The sequence below is a fragment of the Bradyrhizobium sp. JHI2711 genome, assembly GCF_056156565.1.
Map to the genome: position 1 here is coordinate 1,167,947 of NZ_JBPZPT010000002.1, position 22,856 is coordinate 1,190,802.

Genomic DNA, 22,856 nt, shown 5'->3' on the forward strand with positions numbered 1-22,856 from the left:
AGGGTGGGCAAAACATTGCATGCCTACCATATGCAGGTGCATCGAGGTAAGTATGGTGGTGGGACGGCGCTTGGCGCCTCTGCCCAACCAAAAGAAAAAAGGGCGAGCTGAGTGATGGACGCACAAGTCAGACAGAACGACCGCATCGGGGTGCTCGAAGAGCTCCTCAACGAGCGCTACTCCGTTCGCGCATTTCTCCCCAAGGAGGTCGATCGCGCCACCATCGAGCATGTGCTGGCGACCGCGCAGCGCACGGCGTCCTGGTGCAACAGCCAGCCCTGGCAGGTCATCATCGCCAGCGGCGAGGCCAAGGAGCGCTTTCGCAAGGCGATCTACGCGGAGGCCTCGAAGGGCCTCGGCGATGACTACGACTTCACGCCACCGCGCGAATATGTCGGGGTCTATCTCGATCGCCGCCGCGAGAGCGGCTTCCAGCTCTACAACACGCTCGGCATCGCCCGCGGCGACAAGGCGGCCTATGCCAAGCAGGCGCTGGAGAACTACAATTTCTTCGGCGCACCGCATGTCGCCATCATCCACACCAACGAGCCGCTCGGCATCTACGGTGCGATCGATTGCGGCGCCTATGTCTCCAACTTCGTGCTGGCGGCGCAGGCGCTCGGGCTCGGCACCATTCCGCAGGCCGCGCTGGCGCGGCATTCCGGCCTGATCCGCCGCCACTTCGATCTGCCCGATGACCGCCGCGTCGTCTGCGGCATCTCGTTCGGCTATGCGGACCATGCGCACAAGGTCAACAGCTACCGCACCTCGCGGGCGAGCGTGGCCGAGACCGCAACCTTCGTGGATGTGTGATCGCGACGTGAGCCGGACGCATCGCGCGCGAAGACAGCCGTGGAAGCGGCCGTCTTCGTCTCGTTCCGGTGCGATTGACGGCGGCGGTCAGCCGCCGCTGCCGCCGATCACGGCCCGCACGGTCTCGTCAGGCCCAAAATCCTCGGCGCCGTCGACATAGAGCAGCGCGGCGAGCTTCGAGCGGGCGCGGTTCACGCGGCTCTTGATGGTGCCGACTGCGCAGCCGCAGATCGAGGCCGCGTCCTCATAGGAGAAGCCGGACGCGCCGACCAGGATCAAGGCTTCACGCTGATCCTGCGGAAGCTTGTCGAGCGCGGTGCGAAACTCCTCGAATTCGAGGTGCGCATTCTGCGAGGGCTGGGTCTTCAGCGTCTTGGCGTAATTGCCCTCGGCATCTTCGACCTCGCGCCGCCGCTTGCGATAGTCCGACCGGAACAAATTGCGCAGGATCGTGAATAGCCAGGCCGGCAGGTTGGAGCCGGGCTGGAACGAGTCGATGTTGGCGAGCGCACGCAGCAGCGTCTCCTGGACCAAATCGTCGGCGCGGTCCGCATTGCCGCTGAGCGAGATGGCGAAGGCGCGCAGACTGGGCACGGCCGCCAAGATGTCGTTACGCAGGGAGTCCGTGAGAGGCATTAATCCCTCCCATTGTTGTTGTCGTTGGATCCGCCCTCATTTTCTACGTGGGGTGACGCTCCCGGCGCATCAAGCTTCTTGATCAGTTCCGCAAACCGATCCGGAACCCCCTGTCGCACGACATCGTCGTACATGGCGCGCAGCTGGTGCCCGATCCGGGATTGAATCTCCGGAGTCAGGCCTCCCTTGCCGGGGGTCGTGCTTCTGCTGGCTTGAGACTTGAGATCTTTCATGACCTGTTCCACGTTTCCCCGAGTTAAGTGACTGTAAAATCGAGAAGTTTTCTCAACCGGGAGCCGTTCCCTGGATAGGCACAATTCCAGCTGCGCCAAAAAGTTCCCAGCTCGGCGGAACTTTTGTTGTCGTGAGGCGTAGACAGCCCAGCAGGGGAACCTGGGCCCCCCGCGTGATGCCTGACCTCAGGATTGGACCTCAAGGTTGGCCCGAAGACGAATGGAGTGGGGATGTCCCGTTCACAGGTAGTTGCTGAACACTTGCCGTTGTTGCGCAGGTACGCGCGGGCTCTGACAGGCAGCCAGGCCTCCGGTGACGCCTATGTCGCCGCCATGTTGGAAGCCATGCTGGGCGATCCGTCGGTGCTCGACGAGAACCATGGGCCCCGGGCCGGCCTGTTCCGGCTCTTCACCCAGATCTGGAATTCAGTCTCGATCAACGACGATGCCGAGGTGACGACCTTGCCGATGCCGCCGGAACGGCGGCTGTCGAACATCACCCCGCTGCCGCGCCAAGCCTTCCTGCTGCTCTCGCTCGAGGGCTTTTCGGAAGAGGAAGTCGCCTTCATTCTCGGCACCGATGTTGCCGAGACGCGCCGTCTTGCGGACGCAGCCGGACGCGAGATGGCCGCCGAGATCGCCACCGACGTGCTGATCATCGAGGACGAGACCTTCATCGCCATGGACCTCGAGAGCCTGGTGAAGAATCTCGGCCACAACGTCGTCGGCGTCGCGCGCACCCATGCCGATGCGGTGGCGCTGGCCAAGAACAAGCGGCCCGGCCTGATCCTTGCCGATATCCAGCTTGCCGACGGCTCGTCCGGCCTGGACGCCGTCAACGAGCTCCTGCGCACCTTCGAGGTGCCGGTGGTGTTCATCACCGCCTATCCGGAGCGCTTCCTCACCGGCGAGCGTCCCGAGCCGGCGTTCCTGATCTCAAAGCCGTTCCAGCCCGCGATGGTATCGGCGGTGGCGAGCCAGGCCCTGTTCTTCCAGCGCAACTCGCGCAATCGCACGCCCAAAGCGCCTGCGGCGTAACAAGGCGCCTGCGGCCGTCCCAATAGCGAAGTCCGGCGTGCCCAAGGCACGCCGGATTTTTTTCATGCCGCCGGCCCGCTTGACGGGCGCTGAATTCGCCGCCCATAGCTCATGTAGCAGCTGCGCGTGCGACCACGCCAATCGGAGACGTGCCCATGGACCAGCAACTCCTCGATCGTCTCGCCATCCGCGATCTCGTCGAGAACTGGGCGGTGTGGCGCGATGCCGGCGACTGGGAGCGCTTTGCCACGGTTTGGCACGAAGAAGGCTGGATGTCCGCGACCTGGTTTCAGGGGCCGGCCCGGGATTTCATGCGGGTCAGCCAGGAGGGTTTTGCCAGGGGCGTGCGCATCCTGCATTTCCTCGGCGGCACCAGCATCGATCTTGCGGGTGCGCGAGCGATCGCGCAGACCAAGATGACCATCTCGCAGCGCGGCCTCGTGCACGACGTGCTCTGCGACGTCGTCTGCACCGGACGCTTCTATGATTTCCTGGAGAAGCGGGACGACCCATCAGGTATCGGCAAATGGGGCATCGTCCGCCGCCAGCCCATCTACGAGAAGGACCGCATCGACCCGGTCGATCCCGCCGCGACGCTTCGGCTCGACCAGGATGCGCTGGCTGCACTCCCCGAGGGCTACCGCCACCTCGCCTACATGCAGGAGCTGATCGGCTACAACGTGAAGCGCGACATGCCGGGCCTGATCGGCCCCGAGGTCGAGAAGCTCTATGGCGAGGGCCGGGAGTGGCTGGCAGGAAAGGCGAAGTAGGCCCCAGATAAAAGTAAGGCGCGACTGGCATCACCACAGTCGCGCCCTACGTCGCCGGCTTATGGGGCAGGGGGGAATAGCCGGCTGCTGAGACGACTCCTGTGCGCGAAAGTCGTTCCAAGGCGCGCGAAATATTTTGCCGTCTGCTGCATTTTTCGCACACGGTTAAGTGATCGTAGCTGTCGAGAACCCCCGATCCTGCGGCGGCGTTGTTCCCGTGCCCGCCATAGGGCGAGGGATCGGCAGCCATGTCACAGATTCAAAAGGTTTTTTTGAGCGCAATTGCGGTCGTCGCCACCCTCGGTGCCGTGCAACTGGCCTCCGGGCATGATCTCGCAGACCGCTGGCAGGCGGTCGCCGACCTCCCCAGCCACGGTTCCACCGTCGCGGTGGGTCACAACGTCAACCGCACCGCCAAGGCAGACCGGCTTGCAGAGATCAAACCGGCAGCCGTTCCCACCCGTACCGTCTCGATGCGGCTGAACGACCTCGCCGATACGTCGGTGCTGCTGCGGGTCCCCGCCGTGATCGAGACCGGCAATGCCAAGACGCCGGTGCTGCTCCAGAACCAGAAGAAGCCTCGCAACAAGCCGACGATCGCCTGTGAGCCGATGGTCAGCTCCCTGACCGAGGTTGCAAGGCTGCTCCAGCCCGGCCGCTGCGTGACCTGACCCCCTCTCCGCGAGGGGTGGTTTGGCGGACCCAGACTTCACATCCTCTTGATCCGCCATTGCCTCGCGCTATATCCGGGTTCCCTCCCTTTTGTTTGACCGGGTAAGCGCATGACGACGTCAGATACGGCTGTGCATACGCAGCCTTTCCAGGCCGAAGTTTCCGAACTGCTGCACCTGATGGTGCACTCCGTCTATTCGGAAACCGACATCTTCCTCCGCGAGCTCATTTCCAACGCCTCCGATGCCTGCGACAAGCTGCGCTACGAGGCCATCGCCAGTCCCGCCCTGCTGGGCGAAGGCGACGCACTCAAGATCCGCATCATCCCGAACAAGACGGCCAAGACGCTCACGATCGCCGACAACGGCATCGGCATGGAGCGGCAGGAGCTGATCGACCATCTCGGCACCATCGCCCGCTCCGGCACCAAGGCGTTCGTATCCAAATTGAAAGAGGCCAAGGACGGGCTCGGCCTGATCGGCCAGTTCGGCGTCGGCTTCTATTCCGCCTTCATGGTCGCCGAGAAGATCGTGGTGATCAGCCGCCGTGCCGGCGAGAGCGATGTCTGGACCTGGACGTCCTCCGGCGGCTCCGGCTTCGAGATCGCCCGTGCCAGCGACGAGGAAGCGGCGCGCGTGACGCGCGGCACCGAGATCGTCCTGCACCTGAAGGACGACGCCAAGAAATATCTCGAGACCTACGAGATCGAGCGCATCGTCACTTCCTATTCCGACAACATCCTGTTTCCGATCGAGCTGGTGCCCGAAGAAGGCGAGCCGCGACAGATCAACTCGGCGAGCGCGTTGTGGCAGCGCTCCAAGTCCGAGCTGACGGCTGACGATTACAAGAAGGCCTATCAGCAGATCGCCTCTGCCTTCGACGATCCCGCGATGACGCTGCACTACCGCGCGGAAGGACGTTACTCCTACGCCGTGCTGCTGTTCGCGCCCTCGACCAAGCCGTTCGACCTGTTCGAGCCGAACCGCAAGGGCCGCGTGAAGCTCTACGTGCGGCGCGTCTTCATCACCGACGATGCTGACCTCTTGCCGGGCTATTTGCGCTTCGTCCGCGGTGTGGTCGACAGCGAGGACCTACCGCTCAACATTTCGCGCGAGATGCTTCAGAACAATCCGCAGCTGGCGCAGATCCGGAAAGCCGTGGCGACCCGGGTGGTGTCCGAGCTCGAAAGCCTCGCCGAGAAGGACCCGGAGAACTTTGCCAAGATCTGGGACGCCTTCGGCGCGGTGCTGAAGGAAGGCATCTACGAGGATTTCGAACGGCGCGAAAAGCTGTTGTCGCTGTCGCGCTTCACCACCACGTCGGGCGAGAAGCGGTCGCTGAAGCAGGTCATCGCCGATTTCAAGCCGAACCAGACCGAGATCTATTATCTCGTCGGCGACAGCATCGAGCGGCTGAAGTCCAATCCGCGGCTGGAAGCTGCGACCGCGCGCGGCATCGAGGTGCTGCTGCTGTCGGATCCCGTCGATGCCTTCTGGACCTCGATGCCCTCGGATTTCGAAGGCAAGCCGCTTAAGTCGCTGAGCCAGGGCGATCTCAATCTCGATTTGATTCCGCGTATCGACGATAAGGACGAGGCGAAGAAGGACGAGCCGGCTGCGGACGAAGCAGCCACCATCGCCGTGATCAAGGCCGCGCTGGGCGAGCGCGTCAGCGACGTCAAGGTCTCGACGCGCCTGACCAGCTCGGCCTCCTGCCTCGTCGCCGACAGCCAGGGTCCGAGCCGCGAGCTCGAGCGCATCTTGTCGCAGCAGAACCGCGGCATGAAGACCAAGCCGATCCTCGAGATCAATTTGCGCCATCCGCTGGTCACCGCGGTCACCAAGGCGCAGGCTGGCTCGACAGTCGTCGACGATATCAGCCTGCTTCTGCTCGAGCAGGCGCAGATCCTGGACGGCGAATTGCCGGAAGACCCGGCGGCGTTCGCGGCACGGCTGAACCGGCTGGTGTTGCAGGGGCTCGGCGGCTAGCGCTGCCTCGCAGCATCATTCGGACCGCCAGGTTGTCAGATCGCTCGGCCCGCATCGCCTCTGGCGTTGCGCGTCCCACTCACCTTGACGTCATCAGGTCTCAGGAACAGTCGCGGACGGCGAGATGTTGTGTCATATGAAGCGACGTCACCAGTTCGAGGATTTCCCATGCGCTTGTCATTCCTCACTCTTACCGCGGTCTTCACGCTGCTGGGCGCAGCGGATGCCAGCGCGCAGCGATACGATCCGGCCTATCCCGTCTGCATGCACCGCTACGTCGGTGGCGGCCCTGGTGGCGGAGGCAGTGACTATTTCGACTGCTCGTTCACCTCGTTGGAGCAGTGCCGCGCCACGGCCTCGGGCCTTGCCGCGACCTGCGACCTCAATCCCTATTACGCCTTCAACGAGTCGCCGCCGCCGCGCCGGCGTCCCAAGAAGGTGCACTGAGGCGAACGGGACCAAGCCCGGGACTTCTGCATTCATCGCTCTTTCGACCTGGTCACACCCGTCGGCGCGCTGCCGGCGGGTGCGACCTTGGCTGCGCGCTGCCGACCGTTAATCGCGCCCTAACCGGGTTTTACCTTGTCTCTTAACGCCTGGGTCAGGGCGCGCGGGCTATACTGCCGGAAACCGCAGATCGCCCGAAAGAGTGAACAATATGACCACCGGCGTCATCGAGCAGCCGAAAGCCGCGCGCGCACCGTCGGCTTCCAAGATCTGGTTGAGGGCGATCGAGCTCACCGCGCGGATCGAAACGCTGCCGGGCCGCCTGTTCGCCGACGTCGTCGACGATTGGGCGCAGCGCCAGCCTAACCGCGTTGCTCTGGTGGCGGACGAGGCAAGCCTCGATTACGAAGGCCTCTCGAAGAGGATCAATCGCTACGCCCGCTGGGCGCGCTCGCTCGGCCTGTCCAAGGGCGATACCGTTGCGCTGATCATGCCGAACGGCATCGATTATATCGCGGCCTGGCTCGGCATCAGCCGCGTCGGCGGCGTGGTCGCACTGATCAACACCAAGCTCGTCGGGCAATCGCTCGCGCACTGCCTTGATGTCGCGAAGCCGATGCATGTCATCGTTGCGCATGAGCTAGCGGGGATGCTGGACAGCGCGGCACCTCATCTGAAGACGGCGGCAAAAGTCTGGACGCATGGCGATAGCCGCAGCGAACGTGCGATCGACGTCGCGCTTGCCGTTCTCGACGACGGCCCGCTATCGCCGGAGGAGCATGGCGAGGTCACCATCGACGACCGTGCGCTGCTGATCTACACCTCCGGCACCACCGGCCTGCCGAAAGCGGCCAGCATCAGCCACCGCCGCATCCTGAATTGGGGGTTTTGGTTCGCTGGCCTCACCGGCGCGACGCCGCAGGATCGGCTCTACGATTGTCTGCCGCTGTTCCATTCGGTCGGCGGCATCGTCGCGCCGTGCAGCATTCTGGCCGCCGGCGGTTCGGTAGTGATCGCCGAGAAATTCTCGGCCTCGCATTTCTGGTCCGACATCGTCCGGCACGACTGCACGCTGTTTCAATATATCGGCGAGCTCTGCCGTTACCTACTCAAGGCCGCGCCCTCGGAATACGAGAATCGGCATCGCCTGCGGCTCGCCTGCGGCAACGGGCTGCGCGGCGATATCTGGGAGGATTTCCAGGCGCGCTTCGCCATTCCGCGCATCCTCGAATTCTACGCCGCGACCGAAGGCAATTTCTCGCTGTTCAACGTCGAGGGCCAGCCGGGTGCGATCGGCCGCGTCCCGGCGCTGCTCGCGCACCGCTTTCCTGCCAGGCTCGTCAAGCTTGACCCCGATAGCGGCGCGCCGCTGCGCAATGAAGAGGGCTTCTGCATCGCCTGCAGCTGCGGCGAGGCCGGCGAAGCCATCGGCCGCATCGGCATCGCGGACGAGGGCGGTGGGCGCTTCGAGGGCTACACCGATGCCGGTGAGACCGAGAAAAAAGTCTTGCGTGACGTCTTCGTCAAGGGCGATGCCTGGTTCCGCACCGGCGATCTGATGCGGATGGACGACAAGGGATTCTTCCATTTCGTCGATCGTATCGGCGACACGTTCCGCTGGAAGGGCGAGAATGTCGCGACCTCGGAGGTGAACGACGCCGTGCGCGATTTCACCGGCGTCATCGATGCCACCACCTATGGCGTCAGCATTCCCGGCGCCGACGGCCGGGCCGGGATGAGCGCGATCGTCGTGAACGAGGGCTTTGACATCAGCGCGCTGCCCGCCCATCTCGCGCAACGCCTGCCGGTCTACGCCCGCCCGCTCTTCATCCGTATCTCGCGCGAGCTCGACGCCACCGAGACCTTCAAGCAGAAGAAGGGCGAGCTCGCCCGCGAGGGATTTGACCCGGCCGCGGTCGCCGATCCGCTGTTCATGCTCGACCCGATATCCGGCGTCTACGTCGCGCTGGACGCGGAGACATATGCGGCCATCTCGGGCGGTACGATCAGGCTGTAGGGCAAGCAAAATCGAGAGATAGGTCCAATTTTATCTGAATTGTCCAAGAAGCCATTTACTTCTGTCGGGTAAACAGACCGCGATGGGGAGGCGGTCAGCAAGAGCCGCCGCAACAACGAGATCGATAACAAAGCGAGCCAGCCATGTCGGTAAGGTCAAAGGTCATTGAAGCGATTCAGCAGATCGCCAAGGAGCAGCACGTCACGCTTCCCGCCCTCTCGGACGATCTGTCCCTGCATGAGACGGGCTTCGACTCGCTCGCCTTCGCCATCCTGGTCGCCCGCCTCGAGGACGAGACCGGCATCGATCCCTTCACCATTTCCGAGGACGCAGCGTTCCCCGCCACGGTGGGCGATTTCGTGCGGGCCTACGAAAATGTCCCCGCGTGAGATCTTTGCACTTCGCGACCATCTTGGCGCGGAGCTGAAAGGCCGCACCATCTCCGATGCGCATGATGTCGTGTCGCTGACGGGCATCCTGTCGCACACTGTTCTGGGCGGCCGGCTGCACGAGCTCTCCGGCCGTGCCGTGCTGCTCAAGCTGTCGGACCAGCTTCGGTCCGGCCTTGCCATGATCGAGCTCGACGGCATCGCGTGCCGCATGCTGCTGTGTCCGCCGGACCTCAATCCGGCGCATCTCGATGCCTTGATCGCGGATGCAGGGATCGATGCCGTCGTCACCGACGAGCCCGAACTCTGGGCGGCGTCCGGCGTGCCGCTGGTCGTCACCGCGCAATTGCCGCCGCAAGCCGCCGCGCCTGCCAAGACCGCGCGCGGCACCGAATGGCTGATGTTGACTTCGGGCACCTCGGGGGTGCCAAAGATCGCCGGCCATACGCTGGAAGCGCTGACCGGCGCGATCGTCGCCGAAGGCCCATCGCGCCGACCTGCACCGGTCTGGGCAACGTTCTACGACATCCGCCGCTATGGCGGCCTGCAAATCTTTCTCCGTGCCATCCTCTCCGGCGGCTCGTTGGTGCTGTCCGATCCCCATGAGGCGCTCGCCGATCACGTCGCGCGGCTGAAGGCGCGCGGTGTCTCGCATATCTCCGGCACGCCTTCGCATTGGCGCAAGCTCCTGATGAGCGGCTCGGCCGCCCAGTTCGCCCCGGCTTACGTCCGTCTCTCCGGCGAGATCGCCGACCAAGCCGTGCTCGACGGCCTGAAGGCGGCATTCCCCCATGCGTCCGTCGGCCATGCCTATGCCTCGACCGAGGCCGGCGTCGGGTTCGCCGTCAATGACGGGCTGGAAGGCTTTCCGGCCGACTATCTCGGCAACCGCAACGGCGTCGAGATGAAAGTCGTCGACGGCTCGCTGCGCATCCGCTCGACGCGCACGGCTCATGCCTATATCGGCCGCAACGCCTCCGCGCTCACCGACGACGACGGCTTTGTCGACAGCGGCGACATCGTCGAGCTGCGCGGCAACCGCTATTATTTCGTCGGCCGGCGCGGCGGCATCATCAATATCGGCGGGCTGAAGGTCCACCCCGAGGAGATCGAGGCGGTGATCAACCGCCATCCGGATGTGCGGATGTCGCGCGCGAAGTCCCGCAAGAGCCCGATCACCGGCGGCATCGTCGTCGCGGACGTGATCCTCACCGAGGGCACCGATCCGGCGCGCGCGAAAGAGATCCGCGACCAAATCCTGGATCTGTGCCGCGCCCAGCTCGCATCCCACAAGGTGCCGGCGGTCCTCCGCTTCGTCGAGGCGCTCGACGTCACCCCGGCCGGAAAACTGGCGCGCACCGATGCATAATGTTCTCGTCACCGGCGGCAGCCGCGGCATCGGGCTTGCGATCGGCAAGCGCCTTGTCGCGGCCGGCTTCAACGTCATCGCGGCGGCGCGGCGCGAAAGCGAAGAGCTCAAGGCGGCCATCGCAGCCGCCGACGGGCGCCTGCATTTCCGTGCCTGCGATCTTGCCGTGATCGATGCAATCCCGGCCTTCGCAAAGCTCGTGCGCGACGAATTCGGCCCGATCTACGGCCTCGTCAACAATGCCGGTCTCGGCACCGAAGGCCTGCTGGCCACCATGCACAATTCCGAGATCGAGGCGCTGGTGCAGCTCAACGTGCTGTCGCCGATCATCCTCACCAAATATGTGGCGCGCCAGATGATGGCCGACGGCGCCGGCCGCATCATCAACATCTCCTCGATCATCGCGACGACAGGCTATAACGGCCTCTCCGTCTACGGCGCGACCAAGGCCGCCGCGACCGGCTTCACCCGCTCGCTGGCCCGTGAGGTCGGCAAGCTCGGCATCACCGTGAACGCGATCGCGCCGGGCTTCATCGACACCGAGCTCACCCACAATCTGTCTGAGGAAGGCCGCAAGCGCATTGCGGGCCGCAGCGCGCTGCGCCGGCTGCCGGAGACGGATGACGTCGCGCGCATGGTGGAATACCTCCTGGGCGAAGGCGGCCGCAACGTCACCGGCACCGTGTTCACCATCGATGCCGGGAACACGGCGTAGACGGAACCCGGCTGCCACAATTGCGTTGATCGTGCGCAATGACAGCCAGCCGGATTTGGTCGTAAGATGCCCCGCAATCGATTGGTTTACGTCAATCGATCTGCCCTAAACGAAGGGGAGCAGTCGATGGCCACTTCAGACATGACCGCTTCAAGCCGGGCCCTGAAAGAGCCGGTGCGTGTGAAGTCGGATGAGGTCCGCTGCCCGCCGATGTCGCATCAGAATTCCGGCGATCACGGCCACGAGGCGTATCCGCAGCAATTCGTGCGCCTGATCGGCTGCCACGACGTCCCTGCATCCCAGCTGCGCAAGCGTCAGGACGAGAAGCTGCACTAGCCGCTCACGGCCGCTGCTTCGGCAGGTCGAATCGTTCGTGTGAAAATTCCGGCGGCCCTTCGGTGAGGCGGCGAATGCGGCGCTCGCGCTCGTCTGGCGGCAATGCCGGATCGAGCAGTAACTCGATCTCATGCACTGCGATCTCTTCGATCTTGGTCGCGTCCGATACGACCGGGTGCGCGGGCGCGGAGACGGGGAGTGCCAACTTCAGCCCCAGCTCGATCAGCTTGCAGATCGCATCCGAGCGGGTCAGGCGGTGAGCTTCAGCCCAGGCATCGACCGCCTCCGTCAATCTTTCCGGCATCTTCACCGCGCTGATCGGGTCGACACCCGTGCGCCGGCGGACCGGAGAGGTGGAGTCCTTGCTGCTGAAGTCGGACACCTCGATTTTCCCATGCAACCCCTTGGAGCCGACCGACGATAGCCGCTCTCCCCGGATGGCCGTTTGATGCCGATCAATGATCCCGCCGAGGCATTGCAAGGCGGCCGCATCTTGTTGTCCGGGCCACTTTCGGCCAATGATCGAAAGGGGGCGCGAGCCAGCGAACCCGGATCGATCCTGCCACGTATCTTGCTTCGCATTCCAACAGTCCGGCAATCCCGATGAGCTCAGGCGAGTCCTTCTATGGCGGCATTCCCGTCTTCCGAGGCTTCACCAGCCTGATGGATCCTGCGCTTTATGCGCCGCTGCCGGACGACTGGAGCATCGGTGTTGCCGATATCGTCGATTCGACCAAGGCGATCGCGGCGCAGCGCTACAAGGCCGTGAACATGGCGGGTGCCGCCGTGATCGCGGCGGTGACCAATGCGCTGGAGGGGCGGGAATTTCCCTTCGTGTTCGGCGGCGACGGCGCCAGCTTCGCGGTGGCGCCAGACGACGTCGAGCTTGCCCGCCAGGCGCTGGCTGCGACCGCGACCTGGGTGCGCGAAGGCCTCGATCTGACCCTGCGCGTCGCCTTGGTGCCGGTCAGCGTCATTCGCACACACGGCCTCGATGTGCGCGTCGCCCGGTTCGGGCCGTCGGCCAACCTGTCCTATGCGATGTTTTCGGGCGGCGGGCTCGCCTGGGCCGACGCCGCGATGAAGCGCGGCGAGTTTGCCGTCGATGAGGCGCCCGCCGGCACGCAGCCGGACCTTTCGGGCCTGTCGTGTCGTTTCGAGGTGATGCCGGCGGCGCGCGGCCTGATCCTGTCGGTGCTGGTGATGCCGGCGCGCGGCGTCGATCCGCAGGCCTTCCGCAGGGTGATCGAGGACATCATTCATCTCGTCGAGCGCAGCCCGGAGGGCGGCCGGCCGGTGCCGCCGCAGGGGCCCCCGCTGAAATGGCCGCCGCAGGGCGTGGAATTCGAGGCCCGAACCAGGCGCGGGGGTCCGCTGCTCGCGCGCAGAGCCAGCGTACTCGCCTATACGTTGTTCGCCTATTTCATCATGCGCTTCGACATCAAGATCGGCGGTTTCGTGCCCAGCCTCTACAAGCGGCAGGTGGTCGAGAACTCGGACTTCCGTAAATACGACGACGGCCTGCGCATGATTCTGGACTGCACGCCGCAACTCGAGCGCGCGTTGAACGATCGTCTCAAAGCCGCTGCGCGCGAGGGCATCGTGCGCTACGGCCTCTACCAGCAGGACGCTGCGATGATGACCTGCTTCGCGCCGTCGGCGCTGCGCAGCGATCACGTCCATTTCATCGACGGCGCGCGCGGCGGCTATGCCTCGGCGGCGACGGCGTTGAAGGCGATGATGGCAGCGGGTTAGCGCCCCGCGCGCGTCCAGGTCTCACCGCCGCAGAGCGCGCCGACGCAGCCTTCGACCCGCAGCGCGTCCGCGCCAGTCAGGCTGATGTTGCTCGCATAGGTGCTGCCGTCGTCCGCATTGTAGATCTGGCCCGACCATTTATTCGGTCCCGCCGGCTCCATGCCGCTGAACAATGGCAGGCCGATCATCGGGCGCCGGGCGAGCGCGGGATTGGGATTCTTGCTGTCGGTGGCGGGCTGGCCGGTCGCGCTGTCCATGGGCTCGCGCAGCCAGACGATGTGGCCGCAGATGCCGCCGCCGCATTTGCTGATCTTGACGCGTGCATCGCCCGCCTGCGTGAGCCAGGTCCCGTCGGCGCTCTGCGCATGGGCGGAAGGCGCACCGATCAGCGCAGCCAGAATGACGGTGAGAGCGACGAATCTGAATGTCATGGAGAGGAGCCCTGGAATGGAGGCGACTCCATAGCAGCAAATCGAGCGCGCGCAACGCCCGAGGGAATCACATCTCTGAGCTTATCTGCCGGCGCTTATTTACCTGCGGTCATTTGCCCCAGCGCGCGAAAGCGACAGAGGCGGCGGTCGAGAGCCCGAACACGACCATGGCGCCGCCGACCAGCGCGAACAGGGTCCAGGCCGGAGCCTGCGCGGTCATCAGTCCGATGCCGCCGATCGCGACGATCAAAAGCCGTGCCGTGGAGGCGAGCACCGGACCGCCGACGCGTGCGGCGCCTTGCGAGGAGAAGTAAAGCGACACGCCCATGCCGAAGAACACGAAGGCCGGACCGGCCCAGTGGAAATAGCTGTGCGCTGCGGCGGTGACGCCGGGATCGCGGGTGAAGAGCCCGACCCACAGTGACGGCGCGAGCGCAACGACGAGACCGATCAGCCCCACCGTGAGTCCCGAGGCGGCAGCCGCGGTCCAGGCGACACGCCGCGCGCGCTTCACATGCCCGGCGCCGATCGCCATGCCGACCATCGGGACCGAGGCGATGCCGAAGGCGAAGGTGATCGGGATCAGCAGAAATTCCAGCCGCGAGCCGATGCCGTAGCCGGCCAGCATCTCGGTGCCGAAGGTCGCGAGGATCTTCGTGAAGATCAGAATGGTGAGCACGGTCTGCAGCGGCGACAGGCAGGCCACCGCGCCAACTTTGAGAATGTCCAGGAACATCGCGCGCTCGAAATGAAAGGCGCGGACATCCAGCGGCAGCCGGCTGCGCCCCGACAACAGATACCAGATGAAGAAGATCGCCGCGCAGCTGAACGCGATCAGCTGCCCGCTCGCCACGCCCGGCATGCCGAATTGCGGCACTCCGAACAGGCCGAGCCCCAGCGTGCCGCCGAGCACGATCTGCAGCGCGCTCGCGCCGATCAGAATCATCGAAGGCAGGCGCATGTCGCCGGTACCGCGGATCACCGAGGCCAGCGTGTTGACGAGCCAGATCGCGACCGCGCCGGAGAACAGCACCTGCGAATAGCCGCTGGCCTCCTCGAGCACGCGCTCGCGTCCGCCGAGCAGCGCGAAGAAGGAGCGGCCGAAGGCGAGCATCATCACCGTGAAGAACAGCCCGCCGCAAAGGCCGATGATGGCGGCATGCAGCGCCAGCGTCGCGGCGCGGTCGCGATCCCCTGCGCCGAGGGCGCGGCTGATTGCGGACGAGACGCCGCCGCCCATCGCGCCCGCGCTCATCATCTGCGTCAGCATCGCGAACGGAAACACCAGCGCGATCGCGGCGAGCGGGATGGTGCCGAGCCGGCCGATATAGGAGGTCTCAGCCACTGCGACGAGCGTGCTGCCGACCATCGCGATCATGTTGGGGATCGCGAGCCGCAGCAGCGTCGGCAGGATCGGCGCGGTCAGGAGGCTCGCGATGGGGGAGGCGACCGGCGCAACCGGCGGGACGGCATCTGCGGGGGCGTCGATCGTCATGTTCACCGGGCGTAAATTAAATGATGACCGACATATTATAAGAGAATGAGCCGGCCGGCGCAGCCCTGGCTCACGCAGGGCTCACCACGGCAGGCCGCATAGGTCGATGGTGCCCAGCGTCGGCGCGCGCACGATGTGGAAGACATAGGGCGCCATGTAGGTGAACCGAATCCGCCCTTCCGGCTGTTCGCAATAGACCTCGCCTTTGAACGGCAGCCAGCTCCGGGCCTCGTAGAACGCGAAATTGTGCGGCTCGCAGACCAGTAGGGCGAACCGAACCGCCTCGTTGGCGCGCATGGTATGCACCGCCGCGTCGATCGCCACGGTCGCATAGCCACGGCCGCGCTGGTCCTCGCGCGTCGAGACGCCGCCGATGCCGCCGATATGAACCTTCTGTCCATTCCAGGTGATGGTGCGGAAGTAGATGCCGACATGGCACACGAGACCATCCTCGGGCGTCTCGACCAGCACGCGGAGATCGGCATTGGCCCATTTGACATGAGCCCAGGGCTTGCCTGCGACCAACTGCGGTGCCCAGACCGCCTGAAGTAGCGGCTCGGCCCTCGGCCACGAGGCGTCGCCGTTCAATATGTCGATCTCGATGCTCATGGCGTCGTCCTCCACAGCTCCGCTTCTTCGCGCGTTTGTTCTGTCTTAAGCGCCTCAAAGGCAATGATATTTTACAGCGAACCGCAGGCCTGATCGACACGGCCGGTTGCGACGAATTTGTGCATTCAGGCAGGACGCGCCAAGTCACGCTTTTCGCAAATTCTGAGGTATTTAATGGCGGCGGAACCTTCTATAAGGGGTGACCGTTAGAACTCGTTCCCCACCAGTTGCGGACAAGAAGCCATGACCTTTACGCTGCCCCCACTTCCTTACGCCTATGACGCCCTTGGCCAGTACATGTCGAAGGAGACGCTGGAATATCACCACGACAAGCATCATCAGGCCTACGTCACCAACGGCAACAACGCGCTCAAGGGGACCGAATGGGAAGGCAAGTCCCTTGAAGAGATCGTCAAGGGCTCGTTCGGCAAGAACCCCGCGGTGTTCAACAACGCCGGCCAGCACTACAACCACATCCACTTCTGGAGCTGGATGAAGCCCAATGGCGGCGGCACCAAGCTGCCGGGCAAGCTCGAGAAGAAGATCAACGAGGACCTCGGCGGCTTCGAGAAGTTCAAGACCGACTTCCAGGCGGCCGGCGTCGGCCAGTTCGGCTCCGGCTGGTGCTGGCTCCAGGTCAAGAACGGCAAGCTCGAGATCTCCAAGACCCCGAACGGCGAGAATCCGCTGGTGCACGGCGCCACACCGATCCTCGGCTGCGACGTCTGGGAGCACTCTTACTACATCGACTATCGCAATCGCCGTCCCGACTATCTCAAGGCGTTCGTCGAGAACCTCGTGAACTGGGAATACGTGGAGTCCCTGTTCGAGAAGGCGTGACAGGTGTCATTCCGGGGCGCGGGAAGCGCGAGCCCGGAATCCATTTGTCTGCTCGGGTGACGCCCGATGGATTCCGGGTTCGGCGCTGACGCGCCGCCCCGGAATGACAGAAACAAAGGCGGTCGCAGGCGCGACCGCCTTTTTGCTGTGCGGAATTGCCCTGCGTGGCGCGCGCATGGGTCTGTCGTCACACCGTTTGCATCGGGGGAACACCGCCCTTAATCAAAACGGGCATCACCCTTCGAGCGATCCAGCCCGTTGTCAGAACCTTCCCCGAACCATCCAGCGCCTTCCGGCGACGCGGAATCCGAGCCGCGGCCGGGCCGGGTCCGCAAGCCGATCGGCTGGTCGACCGTCATCATCGCAGCTCTGGTGGCGGTGAGTGCTGCACTGGTCTGGCGGCGGGACGGCACTGACGGCGTTCTGGACATCCTCACCCACGATCTCTCGCTGTTCTCGGGCATCCTGCCGCGCGTGCTCGCCGGCTGCCTGCTCGGGGCCTTCATCTCGGAGATCTTGCCGCACGAGAAGGTCTCGCGCTCGCTCGGGCCGAAATCCGGCCTGATGGGCCTGCTGATCGGCACCGCCTTCGGCGCGATTCTGCCCGGCGGTCCCTTCACCGCCTATCCGGTCGCGAGCGCACTGCTCGCGGTCGGCGCCGATTTCGGCGCCACCATCGCCATGGTCGTGAGCTGGACGCTGATCGGTTATGGCCGGGCGGTCGCCTGGGAAATCCCGATCATGGGCACCGATTTCACGCTGTGGCGGATCGTGATCTCGCTGCCGCTGCCGGTGCTCGCCGGCGCCCTCGGCCGCTTCGTCTATGTCAGGCTCTATCCGAAGCCGCTCGCGAAGGACGACGAGAGTTGAGCGCAGCGCTTCTGATCGACATCCTGCTGTGGGGCTCGGTGCTCGGCGTCGGGCTGATCGCCTTTCGTCGTGGGCGCCCGGTGTTCGTGGCCTCGCTGCGCGAAGGCACGATGGATTTCGTCAACATCGTGCCGCGGATTGCGCTTGGCGTGATCGGCTCCGGCTACATCGCCGCCATCATCCCGCAAGAGGTGATCACCGGCTGGCTCGGCCCTGATAGCGGCTGGCTCGGGGTTGCCACCGCCGTGGTCGCCGGCGCCGCCACGCCCGGCGGTCCCGTGGTCGGCTTCTCCATCGGCACCGTGGCGTTGAAGTCGGGGGGCGGGGTGCCGCAGGTGGTTGCCTATGTCGTCGCCTGGGCGCTGTTCGCCTTCCAGCGGGTGATCTTGTGGGAGATCCCGTTCATGCCCGCCCGTTTCGTCTGGTTCCGCTGCGCCGTCTCGGTGCCGTTCCCATTCGTGGCAGCCGCCCTCGCCATGGTGATCGGCAAGCCCTGAGCCGCGATGTCATTCCCGCCGTGGACAGGCGTAATGTTATAATATAACGTCCGCAAATGGCTCCCGCCGCGTCCCACGCCCACCAGCACGACCATGCTCATGGCCATTCCCATGATCACGGCCATGGACATTCGCACGGGCACGATCACGCCCACGCCCATGTCCACGATGCGACCTCGCCGCATCCGGCCCAGACCGCGCCTTGGTCGATCCTGCGCATGACCATGGCGGGCCGTCTCGCGGCCGCGCTCGCGGTCTGTGCCGTGCTGTGGGGCATCGTCTTGCTGGCGATGAGGTGACGATGGCAGCGTTGCACTTTCACAACGTCACGCTCGGCTATGATCGGCACCCCGCCGTGCATCATCTCAGCGGCGAGGTCGCGCCGGGCGCGCTAGTTGCGGTGATCGGCCCGAACGGCGCCGGCAAGTCGACGCTGTTGCGCGGCATCGTCGGCATCCTCAAGCCGCTCGACGGCACGATCCATCTCGGCGGGCTCGATGCCCGCGACATCGCTTATCTGCCGCAAAGTGCGGAGATCGACCGCAGCTTCCCGATTTCGGTGTTCGATTTCGTCGGCACCGGGCTGTGGCGTGGCACAGGCCTGTTCGGCGGCATCGGCAAGGCCGCGCGCGACAAGATTCTCCGGGCAATCGGAGCCGTTGGCCTCAGCGGTTTCGAGAACCGCCCGATCGGCACGCTCTCCGGCGGTCAGATGCAGCGCGTGCTGTTCGCCCGTGTGCTGCTCCAGGATGCCAGCCTGATCGTGCTCGACGAGCCGTTCAACGCCATCGACAGCAAGACCACCGCCGATCTGCTCGCGCTGGTGAGGCGCTGGCATGGCGAGGGTCGCACCGTGCTCGCCGCGCTGCACGACATGGAGATGGTGCGCAATCATTTCACCGAAACGCTGGTGCTGGCGCGCGGCCCGGTCGCGTGGGGTCCGACGGCGGAGGTGCTGACGCCGGAAAATCTGCTGGTCGCGATGCGGATGTGCGAGGCCTTCGACGACAGCGCCGCGGCCTGCGCGGCCGATGATATCAGCTCGCGGGCGGCCTGATATCCGATGCTCTATGACGCGCTGATCGGTCCGTTCACCGAATTCGAGTTCATGCGGCGCGCGCTCGCCGCGGTGATCGCGTTGGCGCTGGCGGGGGCGCCGATCGGCGTGTTCCTGATGCTGCGGCGGATGAGCCTCGTCGGCGACGCCATGGCGCACGCGATCCTGCCTGGCGCGGCGGTCGGTTTCCTGCTCTCCGGCCTCAATCTGTTCGCGATGACGGCCGGTGGCCTGGTCGCCGGCTTTGCCGTCGCGATCCTCGCTGGCGTGGTCGCACGCTCGACCGGGCTGAAGGAAGATGCCTCGCTCGCCACCTTCTATCTCGCTTCGCTTGCGCTCGGCGTCACCATCGTCTCGATCAAGGGCACCAACATCGATCTCCTGCACGTGCTGTTCGGCAACATCCTCGCAATGGACGATCAGACCCTGCTGGTGGTCGCCTTCAACGCCACGGTGACGCTGCTGGTGCTCGCGGTGATCTACCGCCCGCTGGTGATCGAGAGCGTCGATCCCCTGTTCCTGCGCACCGTGAGCCGCGCCGGCGGCCCCGCCCATCTCGCCTTCCTCGCGCTGGTCGTCATCAACCTCGTCAACGGCTTTCAGGCGCTGGGCACGCTGCTGGCGGTGGGGCTGATGATCCTGCCTGCGGGCATCGCAAGGTTCTGGTCGCGCGATCTCACCGCGATGATCTGCATCGCCGTCATTGCTGCTGCGGTGTCCGGCTATGCCGGCCTCGTGCTCTCATTTCAGACCCGCGTGCCTTCGGGCCCGGCGATCATTCTGGTGGCGACGGTGCTCTACATCGTCTCCATCCTGTTCGGCCGCGTCGGCGGCATCGTCCGGCAGCTGTTTCCTGGCCGGCATCTGGAAGCATGACGATGCGGCTCATCCTGGTCTTTGCACTGTTGCTGATCGCCTCGCCGCTGCGGGCCGCGGAGCGGCTCAACGTCGTCGCGAGCTTCTCGATCCTCGGCGATTTCGTCCGCAATGTCGGTGGTGACCGCATCAACCTGACGACGCTGGTCGGGCCCGACGGCGACGTCCACGTCTATACGCCGGCCCCTGCCGATGCCAAGCGGGTCGCGGCGGCGAAGCTCGTCATCGTCAACGGGCTCGGGCTGGAGGGCTGGCTGCCGCGCCTCGTGCAATCCGCAGGCAGCAAGGCCAAGGTGATCACCGCAAGCGCCGGCATCGCGCCGCTGAAGCTGGGCTCGGCCGCTGATCCCCACGCTTGGCAGTCCATCCTGAACGCCAAGATCTACGTCACCGACATTGCGAGCGCGCTCGCCACGGCCGCTCCTGACGATGCGGAGTTCTTCCGCGCCCAGGCCAAGGCCTATCTGGAAAAGCTCGAAGCCCTCGACCGCGAGGTCCGCGACGCTGTCGCAAAAATCCCGCCGGAGCGGCGCAAGGTGATCTCCACCCATGACGCCTTCGGCTATTTCTCCAGCGAATACGGTATCCGGTTCATCGCCCCCCGGGGCGTCTCCACGGAGAGCGAGCCGAGCGCGCGAGATATCGCCGCCATCATCGGCCAGATCAAGGCCGCGAGGATCCCGGCCGTGTTCCTTGAAAATATCAGCGACGATCGCCTGATCCGGCGGATCGCCGCCGAGACCGGCGCCAAGGTCGGTGGCACCCTGGTTTCGGACGGTTTGACCGGCGAAAAGGGCCCTGCACCCACTTACATTGACATGGTCAGGCACAATATAAAGGCCCTGACCAGCGCGCTTGACCATTAGGGCAGGAGCCACCCCGCCTCGCGTCGCGCGAAAAAGCCTTGAAGTCCGGAGTTGTTATGTCTGACGCGACCTCCCAGAAGATTCCCGTGACCGTGCTGACCGGCTATCTCGGCGCCGGCAAGACCACGCTGCTCAACCGCATCCTGTCGGAGAACCACGGCAAGAAATACGCCGTCATCGTCAACGAATTCGGCGAGATCGGGATCGACAACGACCTCATCATCGGCGCCGATGAGGAAGTGTTCGAGATGAACAACGGCTGCATCTGCTGCACCGTGCGAGGCGACCTCGTCCGCATCATGGACGGCCTGATGAAGCGCAAGGGCAAGTTCGACGCCATCATCGTCGAGACCACCGGTCTTGCCGATCCCGCCCCCGTCGCGCAGACTTTCTTCGTCGATGAGGACGTGCAGAAGAACGCCCGGCTCGATGCGGTCGTGACGGTCGCCGACGCCAAATGGCTGTCCGACCGTTTGAAGGATGCACCAGAGGCCAAGAACCAGATCGCCTTTGCCGACGTCATCGTTCTGAACAAGACCGACCTCGTCAACAAGGGCGAGCTCGCCGAGGTCGAGGCCCGCATTCGCGGCATCAATCCCTATGCGAAGCTGCATCGCACCGAGCGCTGCGCGGTGGCGCTGGCCGACGTGCTCGACCGCGGCGCATTCGACCTCGACCGCATCCTCGACATCGAGCCTGACTTCCTGGAGGCCGACGATCATGACCACGATCATGATCATCACCACCATCACGGCCACGATCACCATCACCATGATCACGGCCACGGCCTGAAGCACTATCACGACGAGGAGATGCAATCGCTCTCGCTCAAGACCGACAAGCCGCTAGATCCCAACGTGTTCATGCCCTGGCTGCAGAACCTGGTGCAGGTCGAGGGCGGCAAGATCCTGCGCTCCAAGGGCATCCTCGCCTTCCACGACGACGACGATCGCTACGTCTTCCAGGGCGTCCACATGATGCTGGAGGGCAACCACCAGCGGAAGTGGAAGGAGGGCGAGCCGCGCGAGAGCCGCCTCGTCTTCATCGGCCGCGAATTGCCCGAAGAGGCGATCCGCAAGGGTTTCGAGAGCTGCATCGTCTCGTGATGAAAGAGTTTACGCCGGCGCCCGAGTCCGCTTCGATCGTTTCCGTCACCGACCGCGTCAAGCCGATTGCGCTCGGCATGGCCGTGACCTCGGTGCATTTCCTGAAGGATCGCGCCGCCTTCGTCGGCGGCGAGGAGAACGTCGCATTCGTCGATGCCGATTGCGAGATCACCACGGTTGCAGTGCATAGCGGCGGCATTCTCTCGACCGCCTCCGACGGCAAGCGCCTCGTCATGGGCGGCGACGACGGCAAGGTCATCTCGCTCGATGCCAAGGGCGAGGTGACGCTGCTCGCCACCGATCCCAAGCGGCGCTGGATCGACGCGGTGGCGCTGCACGCCGACGGCGCCTTCGCCTGGTCGGCCGGCAAGACCGCGACCGTCAAGAGCGGCAAGGCCGAGGAGAAGTCGATCGACGTGCCCTCGACCGTCGGCGGCCTTGCCTTCGCGCCGAAGGGCCTGCGGCTCGCAATCGCGCATTACAACGGCGTGACGCTGTGGTTTCCGAACATGGCGGGATCGGCCGAATTCTTGCCCTGGGCCGGCTCGCATCACGCGGTCACCTTCAGCCCCGACAACAAATTCCTGGTCACCGCCATGCACGAGCCGGCGCTGCACGGCTGGCGGCTCGCAGACAACAGGCACATGCGCATGACCGGCTATCCCGGCCGCGTCCGCTCGATGTCGTGGAGCGCCGGCGGCAAGGGGCTGGCGACCTCGGGCGCGGACACGGTGATCATCTGGCCGTTCGGGAGCAAGGACGGTCCGATGGGCAAGGAGCCCGCGATGCTCGCGCCGCTGCAGGCGCGCGTCTCCGCGGTCGCCTGTCATCCCAAGAACGACATCCTCGCCGCCGGTTACAGCGATGGCACCGTGCTGATGGTCCGTCTGGAGGATGGCGCGGAGATCCTGGTCCGCCGCAATGGCACGCCGCCGGTGGCCGCGATCGCCTGGAACGCCAAAGGCACGCTGCTGGCCTTTGCCGACGAAAATGGGGACGGCGGTCTGCTCGAGCTTTAATCTGTCATGGTT

At 64.9% G+C, this 22,856-nt stretch carries 27 protein-coding genes; 21 read left to right on the plus strand and 6 right to left on the minus strand.

All coding sequences use genetic code 11. The features are described from left to right. Nucleotides 1-114 precede the first annotated feature (114 nt). Entirely contained in the window at nucleotides 115-813 is a 699-nt protein-coding gene (locus ACTEK7_RS17995) for a nitroreductase (protein WP_035997645.1), read from the plus strand. Nucleotides 814-900: 87 nt separating this feature from the next. Here the strand turns inward: ACTEK7_RS17995 and ACTEK7_RS18000 are convergent, their stop codons facing one another. Beyond that, on the minus strand, nucleotides 901-1,449 hold the full coding sequence (locus tag ACTEK7_RS18000; protein ID WP_018316216.1) for a sigma-70 family RNA polymerase sigma factor: 549 nt from the start codon (nucleotides 1,447-1,449) through the stop codon (nucleotides 901-903). Beyond that, nucleotides 1,449-1,682, minus strand: a complete 234-nt coding sequence (locus ACTEK7_RS18005) for a NepR family anti-sigma factor (protein ID WP_025032292.1) — start codon at nucleotides 1,680-1,682, stop codon at nucleotides 1,449-1,451. Before ACTEK7_RS18005 ends, ACTEK7_RS18000 begins: the two co-directional genes overlap by 1 nt. A 231-nt stretch (nucleotides 1,683-1,913) precedes the next feature. Between ACTEK7_RS18005 and ACTEK7_RS18010 the strand changes: the two genes are divergently transcribed. The 10 genes from ACTEK7_RS18010 (at nucleotide 1,914) to ACTEK7_RS18055 (ending at nucleotide 11,423) form a co-directional block, all read left to right on the plus strand. Beyond that, nucleotides 1,914-2,720, plus strand: a complete 807-nt coding sequence (locus tag ACTEK7_RS18010; protein WP_035997648.1) for a response regulator — start codon at nucleotides 1,914-1,916, stop codon at nucleotides 2,718-2,720. Between the two features lie 155 nt (nucleotides 2,721-2,875). Beyond that, nucleotides 2,876-3,490, plus strand: a complete 615-nt coding sequence (locus ACTEK7_RS18015; protein WP_035997651.1) for a nuclear transport factor 2 family protein — start codon at nucleotides 2,876-2,878, stop codon at nucleotides 3,488-3,490. 248 nt (nucleotides 3,491-3,738) lie between these two features. Then, nucleotides 3,739-4,161, plus strand: a complete 423-nt coding sequence (locus tag ACTEK7_RS18020) for a hypothetical protein (protein WP_036021311.1) — start codon at nucleotides 3,739-3,741, stop codon at nucleotides 4,159-4,161. Between the two features lie 111 nt (nucleotides 4,162-4,272). Continuing rightward, on the plus strand, nucleotides 4,273-6,150 hold the full coding sequence (gene htpG / locus ACTEK7_RS18025) for a molecular chaperone HtpG (RefSeq protein ID WP_225146332.1): 1,878 nt from the start codon (nucleotides 4,273-4,275) through the stop codon (nucleotides 6,148-6,150). A gap of 168 nt (nucleotides 6,151-6,318) precedes the next feature. Beyond that, nucleotides 6,319-6,597, plus strand: a complete 279-nt coding sequence (locus ACTEK7_RS18030; RefSeq protein WP_035997672.1) for a DUF3551 domain-containing protein — start codon at nucleotides 6,319-6,321, stop codon at nucleotides 6,595-6,597. A gap of 202 nt (nucleotides 6,598-6,799) precedes the next feature. Then, the gene (locus ACTEK7_RS18035; RefSeq protein ID WP_225146333.1) at nucleotides 6,800-8,614 is read left to right on the plus strand and encodes a long-chain-acyl-CoA synthetase; all 1,815 of its coding nucleotides are present in this window, start codon (nucleotides 6,800-6,802) and stop codon (nucleotides 8,612-8,614) included. A 143-nt stretch (nucleotides 8,615-8,757) separates the two neighbouring features. Beyond that, on the plus strand, nucleotides 8,758-9,003 hold the full coding sequence (locus tag ACTEK7_RS18040) for an acyl carrier protein (RefSeq protein WP_129275800.1): 246 nt from the start codon (nucleotides 8,758-8,760) through the stop codon (nucleotides 9,001-9,003). Continuing rightward, nucleotides 8,990-10,372, plus strand: coding sequence for a class I adenylate-forming enzyme family protein (locus tag ACTEK7_RS18045; protein ID WP_225146334.1), 1,383 nt, complete (start codon nucleotides 8,990-8,992; stop codon nucleotides 10,370-10,372). Before ACTEK7_RS18040 ends, ACTEK7_RS18045 begins: the two co-directional genes overlap by 14 nt. Beyond that, nucleotides 10,365-11,087 (plus strand): SDR family NAD(P)-dependent oxidoreductase, encoded by a 723-nt coding sequence (locus ACTEK7_RS18050; RefSeq protein ID WP_036021322.1) that lies wholly within the window; start codon nucleotides 10,365-10,367, stop codon nucleotides 11,085-11,087. Before ACTEK7_RS18045 ends, ACTEK7_RS18050 begins: the two co-directional genes overlap by 8 nt. Before the next feature lie 126 nt (nucleotides 11,088-11,213). Next, entirely contained in the window at nucleotides 11,214-11,423 is a 210-nt protein-coding gene (locus tag ACTEK7_RS18055; protein ID WP_035997682.1) for a hypothetical protein, read from the plus strand. Nucleotides 11,424-11,427: 4 nt separating this feature from the next. Here the strand turns inward: ACTEK7_RS18055 and ACTEK7_RS18060 are convergent, their stop codons facing one another. After that, on the minus strand, nucleotides 11,428-11,805 hold the full coding sequence (locus ACTEK7_RS18060) for a hypothetical protein (RefSeq protein WP_051056810.1): 378 nt from the start codon (nucleotides 11,803-11,805) through the stop codon (nucleotides 11,428-11,430). A 221-nt stretch (nucleotides 11,806-12,026) separates the two neighbouring features. On the opposite strand from ACTEK7_RS18060, the gene ACTEK7_RS18065 reads away from it, so the two are divergent. After that, nucleotides 12,027-13,178: a DUF3095 domain-containing protein gene (locus ACTEK7_RS18065; RefSeq protein ID WP_225134556.1), complete on the plus strand. Its 1,152-nt coding sequence runs from the start codon at nucleotides 12,027-12,029 to the stop codon at nucleotides 13,176-13,178. Here the strand turns inward: ACTEK7_RS18065 and ACTEK7_RS18070 are convergent. From ACTEK7_RS18070 to ACTEK7_RS18080, 3 genes are all read right to left on the minus strand, one after another. Beyond that, complete coding sequence (locus ACTEK7_RS18070; RefSeq protein ID WP_225146335.1) at nucleotides 13,175-13,609, minus strand: DUF2147 domain-containing protein; 435 nt, start codon at nucleotides 13,607-13,609, stop codon at nucleotides 13,175-13,177. The two genes, ACTEK7_RS18065 and ACTEK7_RS18070, sit on opposite strands and share 4 nt — an antisense overlap. Before the next feature lie 109 nt (nucleotides 13,610-13,718). Then, entirely contained in the window at nucleotides 13,719-15,104 is a 1,386-nt protein-coding gene (locus ACTEK7_RS18075) for an MATE family efflux transporter (RefSeq protein ID WP_035997689.1), read from the minus strand. Nucleotides 15,105-15,185: 81 nt separating this feature from the next. Beyond that, nucleotides 15,186-15,713 (minus strand): GNAT family N-acetyltransferase, encoded by a 528-nt coding sequence (locus ACTEK7_RS18080; RefSeq protein ID WP_035997755.1) that lies wholly within the window; start codon nucleotides 15,711-15,713, stop codon nucleotides 15,186-15,188. Nucleotides 15,714-15,956: 243 nt separating this feature from the next. On the opposite strand from ACTEK7_RS18080, the gene ACTEK7_RS18085 reads away from it, so the two are divergent. From ACTEK7_RS18085 to ACTEK7_RS18125, 9 genes are all read left to right on the plus strand, one after another. Beyond that, entirely contained in the window at nucleotides 15,957-16,553 is a 597-nt protein-coding gene (locus ACTEK7_RS18085; RefSeq protein ID WP_027573470.1) for a superoxide dismutase, read from the plus strand. A gap of 258 nt (nucleotides 16,554-16,811) precedes the next feature. Then, a complete protein-coding gene (locus ACTEK7_RS18090; protein ID WP_225146336.1) occupies nucleotides 16,812-17,423 on the plus strand; it encodes a permease in 612 nt (203 codons plus the stop codon). Continuing rightward, nucleotides 17,420-17,920, plus strand: a complete 501-nt coding sequence (locus ACTEK7_RS18095; protein WP_225146337.1) for a hypothetical protein — start codon at nucleotides 17,420-17,422, stop codon at nucleotides 17,918-17,920. The genes ACTEK7_RS18090 and ACTEK7_RS18095 overlap by 4 nt, the downstream gene beginning before the upstream one ends. 56 nt (nucleotides 17,921-17,976) lie before the next feature. Beyond that, entirely contained in the window at nucleotides 17,977-18,219 is a 243-nt protein-coding gene (locus ACTEK7_RS18100) for a hypothetical protein (RefSeq protein ID WP_225146338.1), read from the plus strand. Between the two features lie 2 nt (nucleotides 18,220-18,221). Beyond that, nucleotides 18,222-18,977, plus strand: coding sequence for a metal ABC transporter ATP-binding protein (locus tag ACTEK7_RS18105; RefSeq protein ID WP_035997701.1), 756 nt, complete (start codon nucleotides 18,222-18,224; stop codon nucleotides 18,975-18,977). Between the two features lie 6 nt (nucleotides 18,978-18,983). Further along, nucleotides 18,984-19,853 (plus strand): metal ABC transporter permease, encoded by an 870-nt coding sequence (locus ACTEK7_RS18110; RefSeq protein ID WP_225126496.1) that lies wholly within the window; start codon nucleotides 18,984-18,986, stop codon nucleotides 19,851-19,853. 2 nt (nucleotides 19,854-19,855) lie between these two features. After that, nucleotides 19,856-20,719: a metal ABC transporter substrate-binding protein gene (locus ACTEK7_RS18115; RefSeq protein ID WP_225146504.1), complete on the plus strand. Its 864-nt coding sequence runs from the start codon at nucleotides 19,856-19,858 to the stop codon at nucleotides 20,717-20,719. A 56-nt stretch (nucleotides 20,720-20,775) separates the two neighbouring features. Beyond that, on the plus strand, nucleotides 20,776-21,825 hold the full coding sequence (locus ACTEK7_RS18120; RefSeq protein WP_036036600.1) for a CobW family GTP-binding protein: 1,050 nt from the start codon (nucleotides 20,776-20,778) through the stop codon (nucleotides 21,823-21,825). After that, entirely contained in the window at nucleotides 21,825-22,844 is a 1,020-nt protein-coding gene (locus ACTEK7_RS18125; RefSeq protein ID WP_225146339.1) for a WD40 repeat domain-containing protein, read from the plus strand. Before ACTEK7_RS18120 ends, ACTEK7_RS18125 begins: the two co-directional genes overlap by 1 nt. The last annotated feature ends 12 nt before the right edge of the window (nucleotides 22,845-22,856 follow it).